Annotated in this window: 17 protein-coding genes; 6 read left to right on the forward strand and 11 right to left on the reverse strand. The window is 76.2% G+C overall.

Annotated features, from left to right (window positions below; genetic code table 11):
• Nucleotides 1-74 precede the first annotated feature (74 nt).
• From ACWDYF_RS35140 to ACWDYF_RS35155, 4 genes are all read right to left on the reverse strand, one after another.
• The gene (locus tag ACWDYF_RS35140; RefSeq protein WP_018566154.1) at nucleotides 75-650 is read right to left on the reverse strand and encodes a hypothetical protein; all 576 of its coding nucleotides are present in this window, start codon (nucleotides 648-650) and stop codon (nucleotides 75-77) included.
• A gap of 155 nt (nucleotides 651-805) precedes the next feature.
• Nucleotides 806-2059 carry an MAB_1171c family putative transporter gene (locus ACWDYF_RS35145; protein WP_389473686.1) on the reverse strand — a complete coding sequence of 418 codons (1254 nt, stop codon included), beginning with the start codon at nucleotides 2057-2059 and terminating at the stop codon, nucleotides 806-808.
• Nucleotides 2052-2651: a ParH-like protein gene (locus ACWDYF_RS35150; RefSeq protein WP_381744852.1), complete on the reverse strand. Its 600-nt coding sequence runs from the start codon at nucleotides 2649-2651 to the stop codon at nucleotides 2052-2054. Before ACWDYF_RS35150 ends, ACWDYF_RS35145 begins: the two co-directional genes overlap by 8 nt.
• A gap of 44 nt (nucleotides 2652-2695) precedes the next feature.
• Nucleotides 2696-3169, reverse strand: a complete 474-nt coding sequence (locus ACWDYF_RS35155) for an XRE family transcriptional regulator (RefSeq protein WP_389473684.1) — start codon at nucleotides 3167-3169, stop codon at nucleotides 2696-2698.
• A 407-nt stretch (nucleotides 3170-3576) separates the two neighbouring features.
• Here ACWDYF_RS35155 and ACWDYF_RS35160 point away from each other — a divergent pair, with 407 nt between their 5' ends.
• From ACWDYF_RS35160 to ACWDYF_RS35170, 3 genes are read left to right on the forward strand one after another with little or no spacing between them, the layout of a single operon-like run.
• Nucleotides 3577-4806, forward strand: a complete 1230-nt coding sequence (locus tag ACWDYF_RS35160) for a lycopene cyclase family protein (RefSeq protein ID WP_389473682.1) — start codon at nucleotides 3577-3579, stop codon at nucleotides 4804-4806.
• On the forward strand, nucleotides 4803-5534 hold the full coding sequence (locus ACWDYF_RS35165) for a class I SAM-dependent methyltransferase (RefSeq protein ID WP_389473679.1): 732 nt from the start codon (nucleotides 4803-4805) through the stop codon (nucleotides 5532-5534). Before ACWDYF_RS35160 ends, ACWDYF_RS35165 begins: the two co-directional genes overlap by 4 nt.
• Nucleotides 5531-7084, forward strand: coding sequence for an FAD-dependent oxidoreductase (locus ACWDYF_RS35170; protein ID WP_389473677.1), 1554 nt, complete (start codon nucleotides 5531-5533; stop codon nucleotides 7082-7084). The genes ACWDYF_RS35165 and ACWDYF_RS35170 overlap by 4 nt, the downstream gene beginning before the upstream one ends.
• A 13-nt stretch (nucleotides 7085-7097) precedes the next feature.
• On the opposite strand, the gene ACWDYF_RS35175 is transcribed toward ACWDYF_RS35170, so the two are convergent.
• The 3 genes from ACWDYF_RS35175 to crtI are packed head-to-tail and all read right to left on the reverse strand — an operon-like array spanning nucleotide 7098 to nucleotide 10718.
• Nucleotides 7098-8168, reverse strand: coding sequence for a DUF5914 domain-containing protein (locus ACWDYF_RS35175; RefSeq protein WP_389473676.1), 1071 nt, complete (start codon nucleotides 8166-8168; stop codon nucleotides 7098-7100).
• Nucleotides 8165-9160, reverse strand: coding sequence for a phytoene/squalene synthase family protein (locus ACWDYF_RS35180; RefSeq protein WP_389473674.1), 996 nt, complete (start codon nucleotides 9158-9160; stop codon nucleotides 8165-8167). The genes ACWDYF_RS35175 and ACWDYF_RS35180 overlap by 4 nt, the downstream gene beginning before the upstream one ends.
• Nucleotides 9147-10718, reverse strand: coding sequence for a phytoene desaturase family protein (gene crtI / locus ACWDYF_RS35185; RefSeq protein ID WP_389473672.1), 1572 nt, complete (start codon nucleotides 10716-10718; stop codon nucleotides 9147-9149). Before crtI ends, ACWDYF_RS35180 begins: the two co-directional genes overlap by 14 nt.
• A gap of 398 nt (nucleotides 10719-11116) precedes the next feature.
• On the opposite strand from crtI, the gene ACWDYF_RS35190 reads away from it, so the two are divergent.
• Nucleotides 11117-12307, forward strand: coding sequence for a spore photoproduct lyase family protein (locus ACWDYF_RS35190; RefSeq protein WP_389473670.1), 1191 nt, complete (start codon nucleotides 11117-11119; stop codon nucleotides 12305-12307).
• Here the strand turns inward: ACWDYF_RS35190 and ACWDYF_RS35195 are convergent.
• On the reverse strand, nucleotides 12295-13245 hold the full coding sequence (locus ACWDYF_RS35195; RefSeq protein ID WP_389473668.1) for a helix-turn-helix transcriptional regulator: 951 nt from the start codon (nucleotides 13243-13245) through the stop codon (nucleotides 12295-12297). The two genes, ACWDYF_RS35190 and ACWDYF_RS35195, sit on opposite strands and share 13 nt — an antisense overlap.
• A gap of 91 nt (nucleotides 13246-13336) precedes the next feature.
• Between ACWDYF_RS35195 and ACWDYF_RS35200 the strand changes: the two genes are divergently transcribed.
• Together ACWDYF_RS35200 and ACWDYF_RS35205 are read left to right on the forward strand one after the other, a co-directional pair.
• Nucleotides 13337-14251 carry an NmrA family NAD(P)-binding protein gene (locus ACWDYF_RS35200; protein WP_389473666.1) on the forward strand — a complete coding sequence of 305 codons (915 nt, stop codon included), beginning with the start codon at nucleotides 13337-13339 and terminating at the stop codon, nucleotides 14249-14251.
• Nucleotides 14252-14376: 125 nt separating this feature from the next.
• The gene (locus ACWDYF_RS35205; RefSeq protein ID WP_389473664.1) at nucleotides 14377-14835 is read left to right on the forward strand and encodes a hypothetical protein; all 459 of its coding nucleotides are present in this window, start codon (nucleotides 14377-14379) and stop codon (nucleotides 14833-14835) included.
• A 69-nt stretch (nucleotides 14836-14904) separates the two neighbouring features.
• On the opposite strand, the gene ACWDYF_RS35210 is transcribed toward ACWDYF_RS35205, so the two are convergent.
• From ACWDYF_RS35210 to ACWDYF_RS35220, 3 genes are read right to left on the reverse strand one after another with little or no spacing between them, the layout of a single operon-like run.
• A complete protein-coding gene (locus ACWDYF_RS35210; protein WP_389473662.1) occupies nucleotides 14905-15882 on the reverse strand; it encodes a zinc-dependent alcohol dehydrogenase family protein in 978 nt (325 codons plus the stop codon).
• Between the two features lie 36 nt (nucleotides 15883-15918).
• Nucleotides 15919-16584: a response regulator gene (locus tag ACWDYF_RS35215; protein ID WP_381744865.1), complete on the reverse strand. Its 666-nt coding sequence runs from the start codon at nucleotides 16582-16584 to the stop codon at nucleotides 15919-15921.
• Nucleotides 16581-17708: a sensor histidine kinase gene (locus ACWDYF_RS35220; protein WP_389473657.1), complete on the reverse strand. Its 1128-nt coding sequence runs from the start codon at nucleotides 17706-17708 to the stop codon at nucleotides 16581-16583. Before ACWDYF_RS35220 ends, ACWDYF_RS35215 begins: the two co-directional genes overlap by 4 nt.
• Between the last annotated feature and the right edge of the window lie 175 nt (nucleotides 17709-17883).

A 17883-nucleotide genomic window follows, 5' to 3' on the forward strand; every position in this document is an offset into this window, starting at 1 on the left:
GCCCCGGCCCGCCGTCCCCGGTCCGCTCAGCGGGGCGCGTCCCCGCACCCGCGGCCCTGCCCGCGCCGGACGGGTCAGCGGCGCAGCCGGTACCCGGTCAGCCGGGAGCGGGCCGCACCGGCGCTGATGCCGAGCCCCTGGCCGACCGTCTCGGCCGACAGCTCGTCCGCCTCGGCGGCGTAGGCGGCCTCGTGGCCGATGTCGCGCGTGAGCTGCTCCAGTTGCCGCACGGCCCGCAGCGCCGCCACCGGAGCCTGGTCGACGAGCCGGGAGAGCCGCGCCTCCAGCCGGACCAGGGTCTCCGCGATCTCCTCCGGAACCGGCACGGCCCGGCGGTCCACGGCGTCGATGTGCGCGGACCAGTCGTCGTGCGCCGCACCGACGTCCAGGTCCTCCAGCCCGCCGTCGCCGAGGTCGTCCCAGTCGACGGGATGGTCCGGGCCGCGCCAGTCGCACGAGCACGCCGCCCGGTAGGCCGCCGCCCTCGGCCTGCCCCACTTGCCGCTGTAGGCCCACCACTCACTGGTCTGGTACATGTTCGTCCCGCTGCCGATGTCGATGATGACCGGCTTCGGTTCGCTGCCGTCGGCCAGGACCGCGCCGACGTACCCCTCGTGGGACGCCTCGAACTCCTCCGTCTGCCACACCACGACCGTCTCCCTCCCTCGCGTCCCGCCGGGGCGGCGGGACCGCGTCCGAACCAACGAGGATGCCGCAACCCGGCCGCCGCCGCCGGGGAGTCCGCCACTCACCCGGCTGAAACCCGCGGCTCGGGTGAAGCAGTCGGCCCGGACCGTACGGGAGTTCACTCGGACGACGGCACGGGCTGCGCGGCACGGGTACGCGCACGGGCGCGGACACCGGCGACCGTCGCCGACCGGGTGAACGCGGCGGTGACCTCCAGCAGCCAGGCCGCCTCCGCCTCGACGGTCCGGGGCAGCGGCACCGGCGCACCGCCCGCGCCGCCGCGCGCCGGGACGGCCTCGTGCGGCCGGTCCGCGCGCTTGTGCTCCAGGGCGGCGGCGATGACCGCGGCCTCCACCACGGCGTGCCGGTCGAAGGCGTCCTCAGGTCCGGCGGCCCGTGCCAGGGCACGCACCACCTCCTCCGGCAGACCGGGCTCCTGGTGGGGGCGGAGCGCCAGGTGCGCGTCGCGGATCTCGATGACCCGGCGGTACAGCGCGAACTCGGCGTGCCGCGGCCCCCGGCGCCACACCGCGACCGGCCCGTCGAGCGCTATCTCCGGGAGCACGGAGTGCAGTTCGGCCCAGAGCGGCTCCAGCGCCCGGTAGGTGCGGCGGGCGCGCAGCCAGCGCAGCGGGGCGGTCAGCCGGCCGCCCCACAGACTGGTGGTGGCCCCGCCGGTGGCGAGCAGCGCGGTCACCGCGCCCAGCACGGCGGAGACGAGGTCCTCACCCAGCCCCTGCTCGCCACGGGACAGATCGGACGCCACGTCGTTGAACGCCCACAGCGTCCACAGCGCGCCGGACGCGGCGGCCAGCATCATCATCCTGAGCCCGGCCCGCAGCGGTCCGGACGTGGTCCGGCGGGCGTGCCGGGCGAGGGCGCGGACCAGGACGAGCAGGCAGCAGCAGCCGTAGCAGGCGAACACCGCGTTGTAGGCGGCCAGTGCCCAGCCCCGGTCCGCCCGCAGCACGTCCCGCCCGGCGTCGGTCGTCACCGCCGCCAGCAGGAAGAGAACGGCCGAACCCGCCTGCACGGCCCCGGCCAGCAGGAGCTGGCGGCGTCTGCGGCGCCGCGCCGCGTCCGGATCGCGGTCCGAGGCGGTGAGGGCGTGGGCGACCAGCACCAGGAACGTCAGGGCTGCGGTCTTCAGTTCGTGCGTGACCAGCAGGTCCGCGTAGTGCCGCGGCAGGAGGCGGCTCACCGCGTCGAGGGTCGCCCGCGCGTTGAACAGCAGTGCCGTGCCCAGACACCACGCGAACCCGGCGACATGGCGCTGCGCGGGATCGGCGCCGTCGCCGCGGGTGGTCCACAGCCGGTGCCCGGCGAAGACGAGCAGGACGGCGGCGGCCAGATAGACCGCGAGGTCAGCCATCGGCGGGGCCGTCCGGGGCGCGGCGCTCCCGCCGGGGCCGGACACCGGACGCGCCGCCGGGCGGCCCCGGCGGCGGCGCCCCGAACAGCGAACGCAGCCGGGCCTCGTCCTGCCCGGCCGGGACGGCGGTGTCCGTGCCGCGCTCCAGGCGGGCGGCGCGGTTGAGGATCAGGGAGGCGACCAGTTCCGCCTCGGCCTCCTGGGGCAGCGTGTAGACGGTGCGGCCCAGCACCCGTTCCACCAGGGCGGCGGGCAGGTGCGGCAGCAGCAGTTCGGCGGCGGCCGAGGCGGCGGGGGAGGTCTCGTGGTGCCCGCAGATGAGGTGCGCGGCCTCGTGCAGCAGGATGTGCTGCTGGTGCAGGGGAGTGGTGTCCGCTGCGTACACGATGCAGTCGGCGCGGTCGGTCGTGATCAGCAGCCCGCAGGGGGTGTGCGGGCGGTAGGCGACCGGCATGAGCCGGATGGCGCGGCCGCGTTTCCCGGCGAGCAGCGCGATGAAGGCGCCGGCGTCGAAGGGGGTGGGCAGCTCCAGCCCTTCGACCAGGCGCGTACATCGCCGCCACAACCGTCTGCCGCTCCGGTCCTCCCCCACGAGCCACCCCTTCTCGCGCCCTCGCCGCGGTCCGTCCCGGCCGGTCAGCCGGTGGTGCCGTCCCTGGTGTCCGGCGCGGTGCCACCCCGGTCACGGTGGCCGCCGGCGGCCTGTTCACGGCGGGCGAGCACATCGATCATGTCATTGATCGTGTCCACTCCCTCGGGGGACAGGTTCACCGCCCGCAGCGCCACGCTGCGCACCCCGGCGTCCCGCATCGCGCCGAGCAGCTCCAGCTCCTTGGCGATGGCCTCGCCCTGCTCCTCGTCGAAGAAGTACGCCACCGGCACGTCGAAGAACTGCGCCAGTGCCTCCAGATGCCGCTTGGTCGGATTGTCCCGGCGCCCCGTGCGCAACTGCCACACGTACGTCGCCGAGAAACTCGCCCCAGTGGTCTCCCGGCACGCCCGAGCGACCTCCTCGTTGCTGAACTGCTCCCGGTTGGGCCGCCGTACGATCCGGAACAGCGCCTCGATCCGGTCGGCCAGGCTTGCCGGAGCGGTCTCGGAGCCGGTCATCCGCACCCTCCCCTCCCATGAGCCGATGTGGGATGTACCGCGTACGCGTGAATCCTAGGGCCTGTCGTCAGATTCCCGTCGTCCGCCCGGAGGGCGGGCCTCGCGGCGTCAGGTGCGTGCTCTCGGCGTGCCGGGTCCTGACCCGCGTACTGGACGTACTCGGGTCTGGGCCCGGTGCGGCGAGAGTGCGTGCATGGCGTCGCGGGGCAGGCGGGAATCTGACGACAGGCCCTAGCCGCCCCCGTGATCCGCCGGCCGGGTACGTGGACGTGGTGGCGCCTGGCCTCACCGGGCCGAACGTGCTCGGGTGGTGCCGTGCCCGGCCGCCCCGCCCGTCCCGGATCCGGGAGGCCGCGTACGGCGGACGGCACCCGCCCCGCCCGCCCGGCGCCCGCAGGAGAAGCGACATGACACGTCAGCAACGCGCCGCCCCCGGCCCTCCGTCCGGCGTCGTCATCGTCGGCGGCGGAGCGGCCGGACTCAGCCTCGCCCACCGGCTGGCGGCCGCCGCCGTCCCCGGTGTGACGCTCGTGGACGCCCCCGCCGGACCGCTGACGCCGCCCGAGCGGACGTGGTGCTACTGGGACCGGGGCAGCGGCGACCTCGACGAGGCGGTCAGCGCCTGCTGGTCCCGGCTGCGCGTCCACGGCGCCGACGGCCGGGCCGTCACCCTGGACCCCGCCCCGCTGAGCTACCGCATGCTGCGCTCCACCGACTTCGAACGGCTGGTGCACGCCCGGCTCGCCCGGACCCCCACCGTGCGCGTCCTGCGGGCCACGGCCCGCACCGTCCGCGACACCCCCGGCGGCGCCGAGGTGCGCTGCACCACGCCCGACGGGCGGACGCTGTCCCTGCGCGCCCGCCATGTGTACGACTCCCGGCCCCGGCCCGTCCTGCCCCCGGCCCGCACCCATCTGACACAGCACTTCCGCGGCTGGTTCGTCCGCACCCGGACCGACCGCTTCGACCCGGCCGTCGCCGACCTGATGGACTTCCGCGTGCCGCAGCCGCCGCACGGGCTCGCCTTCGGCTACGTCCTGCCCCTGGCACCCGACCGGGCGCTCGTCGAGTACACCGAGTTCTCCCGGACCCCGCTGACCCGCGCGCGGTACGAGGCGGCGCTGGCCCACTACAGCGAGGCCGTCCTGCGGCTCGGCCCGCTCACCGTGGACTCGGCCGAGCAGGGCGCCATCCCCATGACCGACGGCCGGTTCACGCGCAGAGCGGGAGACGCCGTGTTCCGGATCGGGACCGCGGGCGGCGCCACCCGCCCGGCGACCGGCTACACGTTCGCCGCCGTGCAGCGGCAGACCCGGGCCATCGCCGCCGCCCTGCGCGCGGGCCGCGCGACCGCGCCGCCGCCGCACCGGCGGCGGGCCCTCGCCATGGACGCGGTGCTGCTGCGCGCCCTGGACACCGGGCGGATCGACGGCCCCGACTTCTTCACCGGCCTGTTCCGCCGCGTCCCCGCCGAACGCCTGCTGCGCTTCCTCGACGGCACCACCACGCCCTGGGAGGACTGGGGTGTCGGCATACGCACCCCCGTGGTCCCCATGCTGCGGACCGCCGTCGAACTCCCCTTCCTGCCCCGCCGCCGCCCCCGCGGCTCCCCACCGAGCGGAGAGAACCACCGATGACACTGCTGCGCGACCACGACCTGGCCCGCGCCTTCGACCACGCCGCGCCCACCTACGACCGCCTCACCGCCCTCAACCCCGGCTACCGCACCGACCTCCTGCGCTCGGCACGCCGACTGCGGCTGCCCGGGGGCGGCGCCGGGCTGCGCGTACTGGACCTCGGCTGCGGCACCGGCGCCTCCACCCGGGCGCTGCTGCGGGCCGCGCCCCACGCCCGGATCACGGCCGTCGACGCCTCCTCGGGGATGCTGCGGCGCGCCCTGGCCAAGCGGTGGCCGGCCGGAGTGCGCTTCCGGCATCTGACCGCCGAGGAGGTGGCGGCGGCCGGGGAGGGGCCGTACGACGCGGTGTTCGCCGCCTATCTCTTCCGCAACGTCACCGACCCGGACGGCGTCCTCGCGGCCGTCCGCTCGCTGCTGCGCCCGCACGGCCGGCTCGCCGTCCACGAGTACAGCCTCAGCGGCTCGCCCGCCCACCGCGCCCTGTGGACGGCCGTGTGCCGGGGCGTCATCGTCCCCGCGGGCACCCTCACCGGCGACCGCGCGCTCTACCGGCATCTGTGGCGCAGCGTCCTGGACTTCGACACCGCGCCCGCCTTCGGCGCGCGGCTGGCGGCGGCGGGGTTCACCGATGTCCGCGCCGTGCCCGTCGCCGGATGGCAGACGGGCATCGCGCACACCTTCCTGGCCCGCGCGGGGGCCGCCGCACCGGCGGCGGGCGCCCGGTGAGCGCGGCAGGCCGCACGGCCCGCCGGGGCCGCGACCGCAGGGCCGAGACCGTGCCGGCCGCGCCCGGCCGGGACCGCTTCGCGCGCGGGGACGCGCCCCGCGTCGCCGTGGCCGGCGGGGGCGTGGCGGGACTGGCCGCGGCCACCCTGCTGGCCGAACGCGGCGCCCGGGTGACCCTCTACGAACGCGAGCGGTCCCTCGGCGGACGCCTCGCGGGCCGCCGCGTTCGCCTCGCCGACGGATCCGCCGCGACCATGAGCCGCGGCTTCCACGCCTTCTTCCGCCAGTACTACAACCTGCGCGGCCTGCTGCGCCGCACGGACCCCGGCCTCGACCGGCTGCGACCGCTGCCCGACTACCCGCTGCGGCACAGCGGCGGACTGACCGACAGCTTCGCCCACGTCCCGCGCACCCCGCCGTTCAGCGCGCTCGGCTTCGTCGCGCTGAGCCCCACGTTCGGCTGGCGCGACCTCACCGCGATGGACGCCAGGGCCGCGCTGCCGCTCCTGGACGTCCGGGTGCCCGAGGTCTACGAACGCTTCGACGGCATGAGCGCCACCGCGTTCCTGGAAGGGGTCCGCTTCCCCGCGGCCGCGCACCACCTCGCCTTCGAGGTGTTCTCCCGCAGCTTCTTCGCCGACCCGCGCGAACTGTCCGCCGCAGAACTGCTGTTGATGTTCCACATCTACTTCCTCGGCTCGGCCGAGGGCCTGCTCTTCGACGTGCCCACCGAGCCGTTCCCCCAGGCGCTGTGGGAACCCCTCGGCGACTACCTGCGCCGCCTCGGAGCGGACCTGCGCCCCGGCACGCCCGTACACGCCGTCCGCCCCGACGAGGGCGGGGGAGTGGAGGTACGGACCGACCGCGGCACGGACCGCCACGACGCGGCGGTGCTCGCCCTCGACCCCGGGGCACTGCGCGACCTGGTCGCCGCCTCACCCGCCCTCGGCACCCCGGCCTGGCGCGCGGACATCGCCGCCCTGAGCACCGCGCCGCCCTTCCTCGTCTCCCGGCTCTGGCTGGACCGCCCGGTCCGCGCCGACCGCCCCGGATTCCTCGGCACCAGCGGCTACGACGGCCTCGACAACGTCAGTGTCCTCGAACGCTACGAGGGCGAGGCCGCCCGCTGGGCCGCCCGGACCGGCGGTTCGGTCGTGGAGCTGCACGCCTACGCCGTCGCCCCGGGCACCGCGCCGCAGGACATGCGGCGGCGGCTCGTCGACGGCCTGCACCGCGTGTACCCGGAGACACACCGGGCCCGCGTGGTGGACGCCCGGCACGAGTGGCGCTCCGACTGCCCCTTCTTCCCGGTCGGTTCGCACGCCCGCAGACCCACCGTCCGCACCCCGCACCCGCGGGTGACGCTGGCCGGTGACGCGATCCGCTGCGACCTGCCCGTGGCCCTGATGGAACGCGCCGCCACCACCGGCTTCCTGGCCGCCGGTGCCCTCCTCGCGGCCTGGGGCGTGCGCGGCCAGACGCTGTGGACGGTCCCCCGGGCCGGCCGCTCACCCGTGCTCAGGGCCGTCTGCCGGGCCGGGAGGCGCTGACCGTCCGGCGCGCTCAGCCCGGCGCGCCGTGGTCCTCGGCCGCCTCGGCGGGCACACGGCGGTGTGCTGCCGTGCCCGCTCCGGGGAAGCGGCCCGTACCGCGCAGTTCCCAGCGCCGCTCGGCGTAGGCGAGGTCGTCGCGCCACAGCCGCCCGGCCGTGTGCCGGATCAACGGGCGCAGCAAGGGCGCCGCGGCCCGCGCGAGGGCGAAGCCGCGCCGGTCCGAGGCGGCCACGACTGCTTCGACGACAGCCGTCCGGGGCGACGCGTGCGCCGTACCGGTCAGCGGCGTGGCGTGGGTCTCCACCACCGACGTGGCCCCCTCGCCCTCCGTGATGCGCATGACGACCGTACGCGGCCCGGGAGCGGTGAACTCCGCACGCACCGGCACCACCAGACGGTCCGTCAGCCGGAAGGACACATCGACGACGAAGGCGTCGTCGCCCCGCTCCCGCGGCGGCCGGACCACCGTCAGGTCCACGAACGCGTACGGATGGAACCACGAACCGTGCCACGGGTCGAGCCGGTTGGCGACCACGTCCTGCGGTTCGCAGCGCCCGACGGCCGTGAACACGGCGTCCACCGCGCTGCCCGCCGCCGGACGCTCCGGCACCCGGGGACACTCCGACGGCTCCTCGCCGCCGACCGCGTCCAGCCGGACCCACACCAGCACACCGTCGTCGTGCGCCGGGTACGGGTCCCAGCCGGTGAACGGCCCGCCGTCCAGGGCCAGTCCGTGCCAGCGGCACACCAGTGTGCCGCACACCACCCGGCCCTCCCGCAGCGGCGCCCCGAGATGCGGACAGGCGCCCGGCCCCGCGTGCAGCTCACCGGTGTCCGACCGCCACAGCACGACCTCCGTCCCGCCCACCGTCCGGCCGAGCGGCGGGCCCCCGGCGGGCACGTCCCGGGAGGCACCGACGACGAACCAGTTGCCGGTCGGCCGCGCCGAGGCCCGCGCGAGCGCGGCGGCGATCAGCGCCGGACGCGCCTGCCGCCAGGTCGGTGCCTGCGCCGCCCAGCGCGAGCGGCGCCGTCGCCGCACGGGCGGCGTCCAGCCGGTGCGGTCCGCCCGCCCGCTCACCCCCGCTGCCCTTCCCGCCGCAGCGCCGCCCCGGCCACGGGCGGCGCCGGGCGCCCGGCCCGTGCGCGGTGGCGCGCGGCGGCGACCCGTACGATCCCGGCCGCCGCCACCGCCGCCCGGCGTCCGCGCGAGACCACCGCGCGCCGGTGCAGCACCGGATAGCCCTGGTCCGCGATGGCGTCCAGGATGCCGCCGTAGAGCGTGAACGCGGTCCGGATGCACGGCCGGGTGCGCGGGTCGAGCAGGGCGATGCCCGGCTCCGCCGCCCGGTACACCCCGCGCGTCAGCTCCTCGGCGGCGACCAGCGCCGCCCGGATCCGCGCGTCGGTGCGGCCCGTACGGCGGCTCCACTCCAGCAGCGAGCGGTCCGCGCCGTGCGCGGCGAGCAGGTCCGCGGGCAGATAGACGCGCCCCCGGTCCAGGTCCTCGCCCACGTCCCGCAGGAAGTTGGTCAGCTGGAACGCCACCCCGAGGGCCGCCGCGTGCGGTGCCGCCTCCTCGCGGGGCACGACCGTGCCGAGCACCGGCAGCATCTGGAGCCCGATCACCGCGGCCGACCCGTGCATGTACGCCCGCAGATCGGCGTACGTGGCGTAGTCCGTGACGTGCAGATCGCTGCGCATCGACGCCAGGAAGTCGGCGAACAGCGTGTGCGCGATGCCGTACCGTCCCGCGGTGTCCGCGAGGGCCCGCACCACGGGCTCGGTGCCCTCCCCGGTGCGCAGCCCGTGCGCCAGACCGTCCTCCAGCCGGCGCAGCGCGCGGTCGCGTTCCTCCGCCGTCCCGGTCCCGTCGAGATCGTCGACGATGTCGTCCGCCCGGCGGGCGAAGCCGTACAGGGCGTGCACGGCCGGCCGGCGCTCCACCGGGAGCAGCCGGGTGGCCAGGAAGTACGTCCTGCCGTGGCGGGCGTTGAGCCGTCGGCACCGCTGGTAGGCGGCGCGCAGGGCGGGGTCGTGGATACCGGCGGCGTCCAGTTCACGACGGGTCATGGGCGCCCTCCGCGGTCGCTGCGACGGCCCGGACGGTGCGGGACGGGGGACGGGCGGGGACGGAGCGGCGGCGCGGGGCGCCGCCGGTGACGCGGGCGGCGGCGAGCTTGCCGCTCAGCAGGACCGTGGGCACGCCCACACCGGGGGTGGTGCCGCAGCCCGCCAGGACGACGTTCTCCAGGCCGCGGACCAGGTTGCGCGGCCGGAACGGGCCGGTCTGCGCGAAGGTGTGCGACACCGAGAACGGGCTGCCCGCCGCGTGCCCCCGCGCCGTCCAGTCCAGCGGTGTGACGAGCAGTTCCTCGCGGACGCTGCCCGCGAACCCGTCCAGGCCCCGGCGCTCCAGCTCGGCGACCAGGCTGTCCCGGTAGCGGGGCCCCAGGTCGCGCCAGGCGGCGGCGCCGGGACCGACGTCGGTGTTCGGGCAGGGCGCCAGGACGTAGTGGAGGTGGCCGCCCGGCGGTGCCAGGCCGGGGTCGTGGGCCGTGGGGCGGGTGATCAGCAGCGAGGGGTCGCTCATCAGCCGTCCGGAGCGGGTCAGCTCCTCGAAGGTCCGCTCCCAGGCCGCGCCGAAGGACAGCGTGTGGTGCGCGAGACCGGGCCAGGTGCGGTCCGTACCGGCGTGCAGCACGACGGCCGACGGCGAGTGCCGCAGGGCCACCGGCCGCTTCGGGGCGCGCCCCACGAGCCGGTGCGCGACGGGCAGCTCGCAGCTCAGGACCACGGCGTCGCAGGCGATCCGCTCGCCCGTGGCCAGCCGTACGGCGCGGACCCGGCCCGCCGAGCGTTCCAGCGCGGTCGCCTCGGCCGACCAGCGGAACGCGGCGCCCGCGCGGGCCGCGGCCTGGGCCATGCCCCGCGGCAGCGCGTGCATGCCGCCCTTGGGGAACCAGACCCCGGCCACGGTGTCCATGTAGGCGATCACCGCGTAGGCCGCCAGGGCGCGGGCCGGGGCGAGACCGGCGTACAGGGACTGGAAGGAGAAGACACGGCGCAGGCGCGGGTCGGACAGGAAGCGGGCGATCCGCCGGTCCAGCCGCCCGAAGCCGCCCAGGGCCGCCAGCCGGGCCAGGTCCGGGTGCAGCAACTGGAAGGGCGAGTCGAAGTTCGTGTCGATGAAGCGCCGCATCTGCGCCCGGTACAGCCGGGTCAGCCAGTCCCGCAGCGCCCGGTAGCCGGCCGCCTCCGCCGGACCCGCGAACCGTCCGACCTCGGCCTCCATGGCCTCCGCCGCGGTGTGCACGTCGAGCGAGCTCCCGTCCGCGAAACAGGCCCGGTAGGCCGGGTGCAGGGGGATCAGCTCCACATGGCGGGCGAGGCTGTCGCCCACGGCCGCGAACGCCTCGTCGGCCAGGTGCGGCATGGTCAGCACCGTGGGCCCCGTGTCCAGCTCGTAGCCGCCCAGGCGCACGCGTCCCGCCCGGCCGCCGGGCAGGGCGTCCCGCTCGACGACCGTGACCCGGCGGCCCGCGCCCAGCAGATGCAGCGCGCAGGCGAGACCGGAGAGACCGGCGCCCACCACGACCACGTGATCCGTCGGACCCGGCACCGTCCTCACGCCGCCTCCGGCACGTACCGGCATGCGCAACCCCCTCTCGCGGGTGCGGTTGCGCAGATGCCTGCCCGGTACGCGGGCCGTTGCGGACGCAGGTCACCCCACCGGCGCAACGGCGTCCGTGCGGAGCCACAGCCCCGGCCGCCGTGACCAGGGTGATCGGGGTGGTCGCGCTGCGCAGGGGCGCGCTCCTCCTCAGGAGCCGGGTGGGCCGTCCGGTGACGGGTCACTCGAAGGGGGTCATTCGAGGGCTGCCCCGGCAAGGCGGTCCCGGGCAGGCGGACGACGCGCGCGCTCGCCGCGGCCGCCGCCCGGACGGCGACCGCACCGCGGCGCGGGCCGCCGGGCGGAGGACAATGGAAGAGCCAGCAGCACACCGCTCCAGCCCCGCCGGATCCCGTATGCCCTCATCCCGCAGCCCCCGCAGCCCGCGTCAGGCGAGCCTGTTCCCCCTCGACGACCTGATCGACGCCTCGGAGCCCCGGACCGCGGCCGAGCCGTCCCCGCGGGCCGGGGAGGACATGTCCTCGGCCGCCGCGCGCCTGCTGCGGATCCGCGAGATCGTCGCCGAGCCCGCGGCCGCCGTGTCGCCGCGCGGCCGCCAGATCCTGGCGCGGTTCCCGCAGGCCCGGGTGACGGAGGTCGACTCGCACTGGCGCATCCCGCACCTGCACGGCAACGAGGGGAACGTCGAGCGCTGGGTGCGGGTGAAGACCGAGACGCTGATCCTCGGCGTACGCGGAACACTGGCCACCCGCCCCAACGGCCGCTCCGCCGACTGGATCGCGCCGGGCGCCTCCAACGGTTGCGCCATGGCCTGCGCGTACTGCTACGTACCGCGCCGCAAGGGCTACGCCAACCCGGTCACCGTCTTCACCGACATCGACCGCATCCTGGCCCACCTGGAGCGGCATGTCGCCGGGCAGGGCCGCAAACCGGCGCCGAACCAGTGCGACCCCACCGCCTGGGTCTACGACATCGGAGAGAACGGCGACTGCTCGGTCGACGCGCTGATCAGCGACAACACCGCCGACCTGATCCGGGCCTTCCGGTCCTGGCCGACTGCCAAGGCGAGTTTCGCCACCAAGTTCGTCAACCGCGACCTGCTCCGCCTCGACCCGCGCGGACGCACCCGGGTCCGTTTCTCGGTGATGCCGCAGGAGGACGCCCGGCTGCTGGACGTCCGCACCAGCCCGGTGCCCGAACGGATCGCCGCCGCAGCGGACTTCGTCGAAGCCGGGTACGAGGTCCACTTCAACCTGTCGCCGGTCGTCCTGCGGCCCGGCTGGGAGGCGGCCTGGGCCGAGCTGCTGCGGCAGCTGGACGACGTGCTCCCGGCGGCCGTCAAGGCGCAGGCCGCCGCCGAGGTCATCCTGCTCACCCACAACCGCGCACTGCACGAGATCAACCTCGGCTGGCACCCGCGTGCCGAGGAGCTGCTGTGGCGCCCGGAGATCCAGGAGGCCAAGCGGTCGCAGAACGGGGACGACAACGTCCGCTACCGCACCGGTCTGAAGGGTGCCGCCGTGGGGCGTCTGCGGGAACTGATCGCGGTCCACGCACCCTGGCTCACCGTCCGCTACGCCTTCTGATCCGCGGGCGCGGCGGCACCGGCCCGCGCGGTCAGGGCCCGGGTGGCGCGCACCAGCTCCGCGGGGCCCTCGACGCGGTAGGGCAGGCCCACCGAGGCGAGGGCGCCCGCCAGCCAGTCCCAGTCGTCCGTGCCGGTCAGATACCGGCAGCGGCCGGGCCCGGCCGGTTCCAGCGTGCCCGCGCGGGCGGTCAGCCGCCGGGCGACCGCCCCGGCCGGTGCCAGGAACAGCACGGCGCCCCGCGCCGGGCCCGGACCGGGGAACAGCCCGGCGGACCCCTCGGGCAGCGGGCGCGCCGGGAACGTCGTGCCCGGCACCCGCAGACCCGAGATCCGGTCCACCCGGAAGGTGCGCCAGGCCGCGCGGTCCTCGTCCCACGCCAGCAGGTACCAGCGGTGCGCCAGCAGCACCAGGCGGTGCGGCTCCGCACGGCGCCCGCCGCTGCCGCCGTCCCGGGCCGCGTACTCGAAGCCCACGCGTGAGCGCAGGTGCGTGGCCGTGGCCAGGCGCTCCAGCGTGCCGAGGCCGTCCGCCGGGCCCGTCCCACCCGGCACCTCGGTGGCCGCGAGCAGCGCCTCGATCCGGCCGCGCAGCCGTGCGGGCAGCGCCTGTTCCAGCTTGCGCAGGGCGCTGTCGGCCGGACCCGGCCCGTCCGTGCCGTACGCCGCGGCGGCGTGCCGCAGCCCCACCGCCGTGGCCACCGCCTCCTCCTCGGACAGGTGCAGCGGCGGCATGCCCTGCCCGGCGGGGAGCAGATAGCTGCCGCCGGTCCCGCGCGCCGACTGCACCCGGTAGCCCAGGTCCCGCAGCCGTTCCACGTCCCTGCGCAGGGTGCGCGGCGAGACACCGAGCCGCGCCGCGAGGTCGGCCCCGGCGCGCGGGACCCCGGGGGCCAGCAGCGACAGCAGCTCCAGCATCCGGGCACTCGGGTGATTCATGGGCCCAGCCTCGCACCCTTGCGGTCAGATTCCGGCCGCAAGGGCCGTTACGGTGCCGGGCACACCGGACCACGCAACCGAGGAGAGTCCCATGACCGTCGTCGTCACCACCCCCACCGGCCACGTCGGCTCGCGGGTGGTCAGGCTGCTGCTCCAGGCCGGCGTACGCCCCCGTGTCCTGGTGCGCGATCCGGCCCGGCTGGCGCCGGACGTCCGGGAGCGGGTGGACGCCCGCCGCGGCGACCTCACCGACGCGGGCTTCGTCCGTGCGGCGATGGCGGGCGCCACCGCGGCCTTCCTGGTGGACCCGACGCCGCACACCGCCGAGGACCCGGTGGGCACCTCGCGCCGCACCGGTGCGGGCCTGGCCGCCGCCGTGCGCGAAGGGGGCGTGCGGCGGGTGGTGTTCCTCAGCAGCATCGGCGCGGAACTGCGGCACGGCGCGGGCCACATCGACGGACTGGCCGCCGTCGAGGAACAGCTCGACGCCACCGGCGCCGATGTGCTGCACCTGCGCTGCGGCTACTTCTTCACCAACCTGCTCCTCTCCCTGGACGACCTGGCCGCCGGGCGGCTGACCACCGCCGACGACCCGGAGCGGACCATGCCCTGGACCGACCCCCGCGACATCGGCGACATCGCCGCCGCCCGGCTGCTCCGCGACACCTGGCACGGCCGCGCCGTCCAGGGCGTCCACGGCCCCGAGGACCTGTCGTGGCGGCGCGTCGCGCAGATCCTCACGGTGGCGCTCGGGCGCGGGATCCGGCTCCGTACGGTGTCCGACGACGACGTGCGCCGGACGCTGGCCGCCGCCGGTCTGGCGCCGGACGCGGTGGACGCCCTCGTCGGCATGACCACGGGCACCCGCACCCTGGTCCCCGAGCAGCCCCGCGACGCCGTCACCACCACGCCCACGGCCCTGGCGGGCTGGGCCCACGCCCACCTGCGGCCCCTGCTCGCCGCCCGCGGCGGCGACGCCGGGCCGGTACCGGGGACGGACCGCTGACGGCCGGCCTCCGCCGCGCGACGCTCCGTGTCACCATCCCGTCACAGTCGGCTCCCGCTGAAACCCGCGCCCGCGGACGGCCCTCTCCCTCGACGTCAGCGGATCCCTCGGAGCAGAGGATGCTCATGAACCACCGTCACGCCGCCGTCGCCGTCCTGGCCTCCACCGCCGCGCTGCTCGCCACCACGAGCGGCACCGCGGGCGCCGCCCCGGGCCCGGCGGCCAAGAGCCCGTCCGTGTCCGCCACCACCTGGAAGCCGTGCCATCTGCCCGCCGGTTACCGGCACTTCCTCGAACTCAGGTCGGCCGCGGACGTCCGGGGCAGGACCGTCGTCCGCGTCACCCCGCAGACGTGCGTGGTGAACACCGAGAACGACGAGGACGTCATCTACACCCCGAGCGGAGCGACCCGGTCGCTGTCCTTCGCGCCGGGCGCCACCGTCGAGGTCCTCCACGACACCGACACCGTCGAGGTCACCCCGCGGTGGCTGGTGCACCACAAGCTCGCCAACAGCCCCTACTTCTCCTACCGCGTCGACGGCCACGGCCGGATCACCGCCCTGCGGGAGATCTACCACCCGTAGGCGTCCGGCGTCCGCGCAGCCGGTGCACCGCGCCCGGTCCACCGGCTGCGCCGACGCCGCCCGGCGTCGTCACCCCTGCAACGCGATGAGGGTCTTCCCCGGCTCCGCGGCCGCCGGGCTCCCCAGATGCGCGGCGAGTTTGCTGAGCCCGACGCGCCGTGCGACCACCGTCCCCAGACGGCCGTGGCGCAGATGCTCGAAGACCGGCGCGAACAGCGCGGGCAGGTGGCGGCCGCAGGTGGGCCGGACGACGTCGCGCAGCCGGAACAGCTCCACGCGGGCGCCCCGCCCGGTGAAGCACTCCGCCGGGAGCGGCGTCCCCGACAGCAGGCCGTAGTGCACGAACACACCGGCACGGGCCGTCAGCGCGTGCACGGCGCCGCCCACATCACCGCCGACGCAGTCGAGGACGACATCGGCGCCTCCCGGGCCGGTCTCCGCCCGCAGCCGTTCGCGCCACCCGGGGTCGTCCGACGTGATGACCGCCCGCCAACGGGAGGGTTCGGCCACCGTCCGTCCCGGTGTGCCCCGCACGATGCCGACCGGGGCGATCCCGCGCCCGGCCAGCAGCTCCGCCAGTTGCCCGCCGATGGCCGAGGCCGCCGCCGTGACCACCACGCGGCGCACGCCCGGCCCGCAGAACCGCTCGGCCATCGTCACGGCCGTGAGCGGATTGACGTAGGCGAAGCAGGCCACCTCGTCGGGGAGGTCGTCCGGCACCGGGACGCACCAGGCGTACGCGAGCCGCTTGTACTGCTGCCAGGCCCCCGCCGAACCCAGCGGAAGCACCCGCAGGCCGACCGCACCGGACGGCACGCCCGGCCCGGCGGCTTCGATCACGCCGACGCCCTCGAAGCCCGGGACCAGGGGGAACGTGGTCCGCGACCCGTACGCGCCCGACACGGTGACCGCGTCGGAGGGATTGACGGTCGACGCGACCATGCGCACCACGACCTCGCCCGCGCCGGGCGCCGGGGGCGCCTTCACCTCGCGCACGGCCACCGCCTCCGCGAGCCGGCCCGGCGCGTCGGCCACGGCAGCCAGCATGGACAGCCTCCCTCTCGCACATGTGTCCAGGACGTCTCATCCTAGATCGGGCCGCACCAGGCGGCTCTCGTAGGCGAGGACCACGGCCTGCGCGCGGTCGCGCAGCCCGGTCTTCTGGAGGATCCGCCCCAGATGGGACTTCACGGTCGCCTCCGCCAGATGCAGGGCGTCCGCGATCTCGGCGTTGGACAGACCGCGGCCCACCTGGGCGAGCACCTGCCGCTCGCGCGCGGTGAGCGGCCGCAGCCGCTCCTCCTGCCCGGTGCCGCCGCCGCTCGGCAGAAGCGCCGCACAGGTGTCCAGCAGACGGCGGGTGACCCGCGGGGAGACGGCCGCGTCGCCCGCCGCCACTTCGCGGACGGCGGCGAGCAGGCGCTCGGGGTGGGCGTTCTTCAGCAGGAAGCCCGACGCGCCCGCCCTGAGCCCGGCGAACGCGTACTCGTCGAGATCGAAGGTGGTGAGGAGGAGCACCCTGCTGTCCGGTGCGGCCCGCACGATCCGCCGGGTCGCCTCGATCCCGTCCGTCCCCGGCATCCGTACGTCCATGAGGACCACGTCGGGCCGCAGCCGCCGGGCGAGCCGCACCGCCTCCTCGCCGTCGGCGGCGCCGCCGACCGGTTCCATGTCCGGCTGCGCGCCCAGCACGGTGCGGAACGCCATGCGCAGCAGCGCCTCGTCGTCGGCGAGCAGGACACGTATCACCGCCGCAGGCCCCCTGCCGTCCCGTCGCCGGGGCCGAGGCGTGCGCCGACATGCCAGCCGCCGTCCGGGAGCGGCCCGGCCAGCAGCCTTCCGCCGTGGGCGGCGGTCCGCTCGCGCATCCCGGCGATGCCGTGCCCCGGCACCGGGCCGGTGCGCCGTCCGCCGGGGCCGTCGTCGACGACATCCACGGTGACACCCTCGGCCAGACACACGACCCTGACCCGGGCCCTGGTGCCGTGCGGGGTGTGCCGGAGCGTGTTGGTCAGGGCTTCCTGCACCAGGCGGTACACGGTCAGCTGGGCCGCGGCCGGTACCCGGCTGGGGTCCCCGAGCACCTCCAGGGCGGTGGGCAGTCCGGCGGCCCCCATCTGCTCGGCCAGCACCTCCAACTGGGCCATGCCGGGCAGCGGTTGCGACTCCGTCTCGGCCGGGTCCGCCCGCAGCACCCCCAGCGCGCGCCGCATGTCGGCCAGTGCCTGCCGTCCCGTCCCGGAGATCTGCTCCAGCGCCGGACGGGCCAGGTCCTCGTCCGGCGGCGCGTATCCGGCGGCGTCCGCCAGCGCGACCATCACGGACAGGTTGTGGGTGACGATGTCGTGCATCTCCCGGGCGATGCGCGACCGTTCCCCGGCGACCGCCAGCCGCGCCCGCTGGTCCCGTTCGCGCTCCAGATGGACCGTACGCTCCCGGAGGGCGCGTGTGTACGCCCCGAGCAGGGCGGCAGCGGCGGCCAGCGCGGTCAGCGCGACCGCGCTGGACCCGAAGCGGCCCTCCTCCGCCCAGCGGTGGCAGGCCAGGAGGATGCCGCCCTCCAGCACCGCACAGGCCACCAGCACCTCGCGCCCGGCCGTGTGCGCGGCCACCGTGGCGAGGGCGACCAGCAGGGCCGCGTCCGCCGGGAGCTGACAGCCCGCCAGCCACTGGACGAACGCGGCGGCGGCCACGGCACAGAACACCGGCAGCGGCGCACGCCGACGCCACAGCAGCGGCAGCAGGAGCGCCGAACTCAGCGCCACCGACACCGGTTCCCCGGCCGTCGCGGGCAGCGTCGCCCCGCACAGCACGGCCACCAGCAGGGCGTCCCGGACGAAGGCCGGTATCCGGGCGACGACAGGTGCGGCCATCGTTCCCCCACTTCGTCGGTCCGGTACGGCGCACTGGAACGTTAGGCCGCCCACACGCGGACCGCGTACGCCGCCCGGCGGAAAGCATCCGGTCCGCTCTGCGCCCCCAGGATGAGCCGCGTTCCTCCCCCAGTGGCAAATCCGTGCGCTGACCTGCACGGACGCCCGGTCTCCC

It is taken from the genome of Streptomyces sp. NPDC003284 (genome assembly GCF_053589675.1).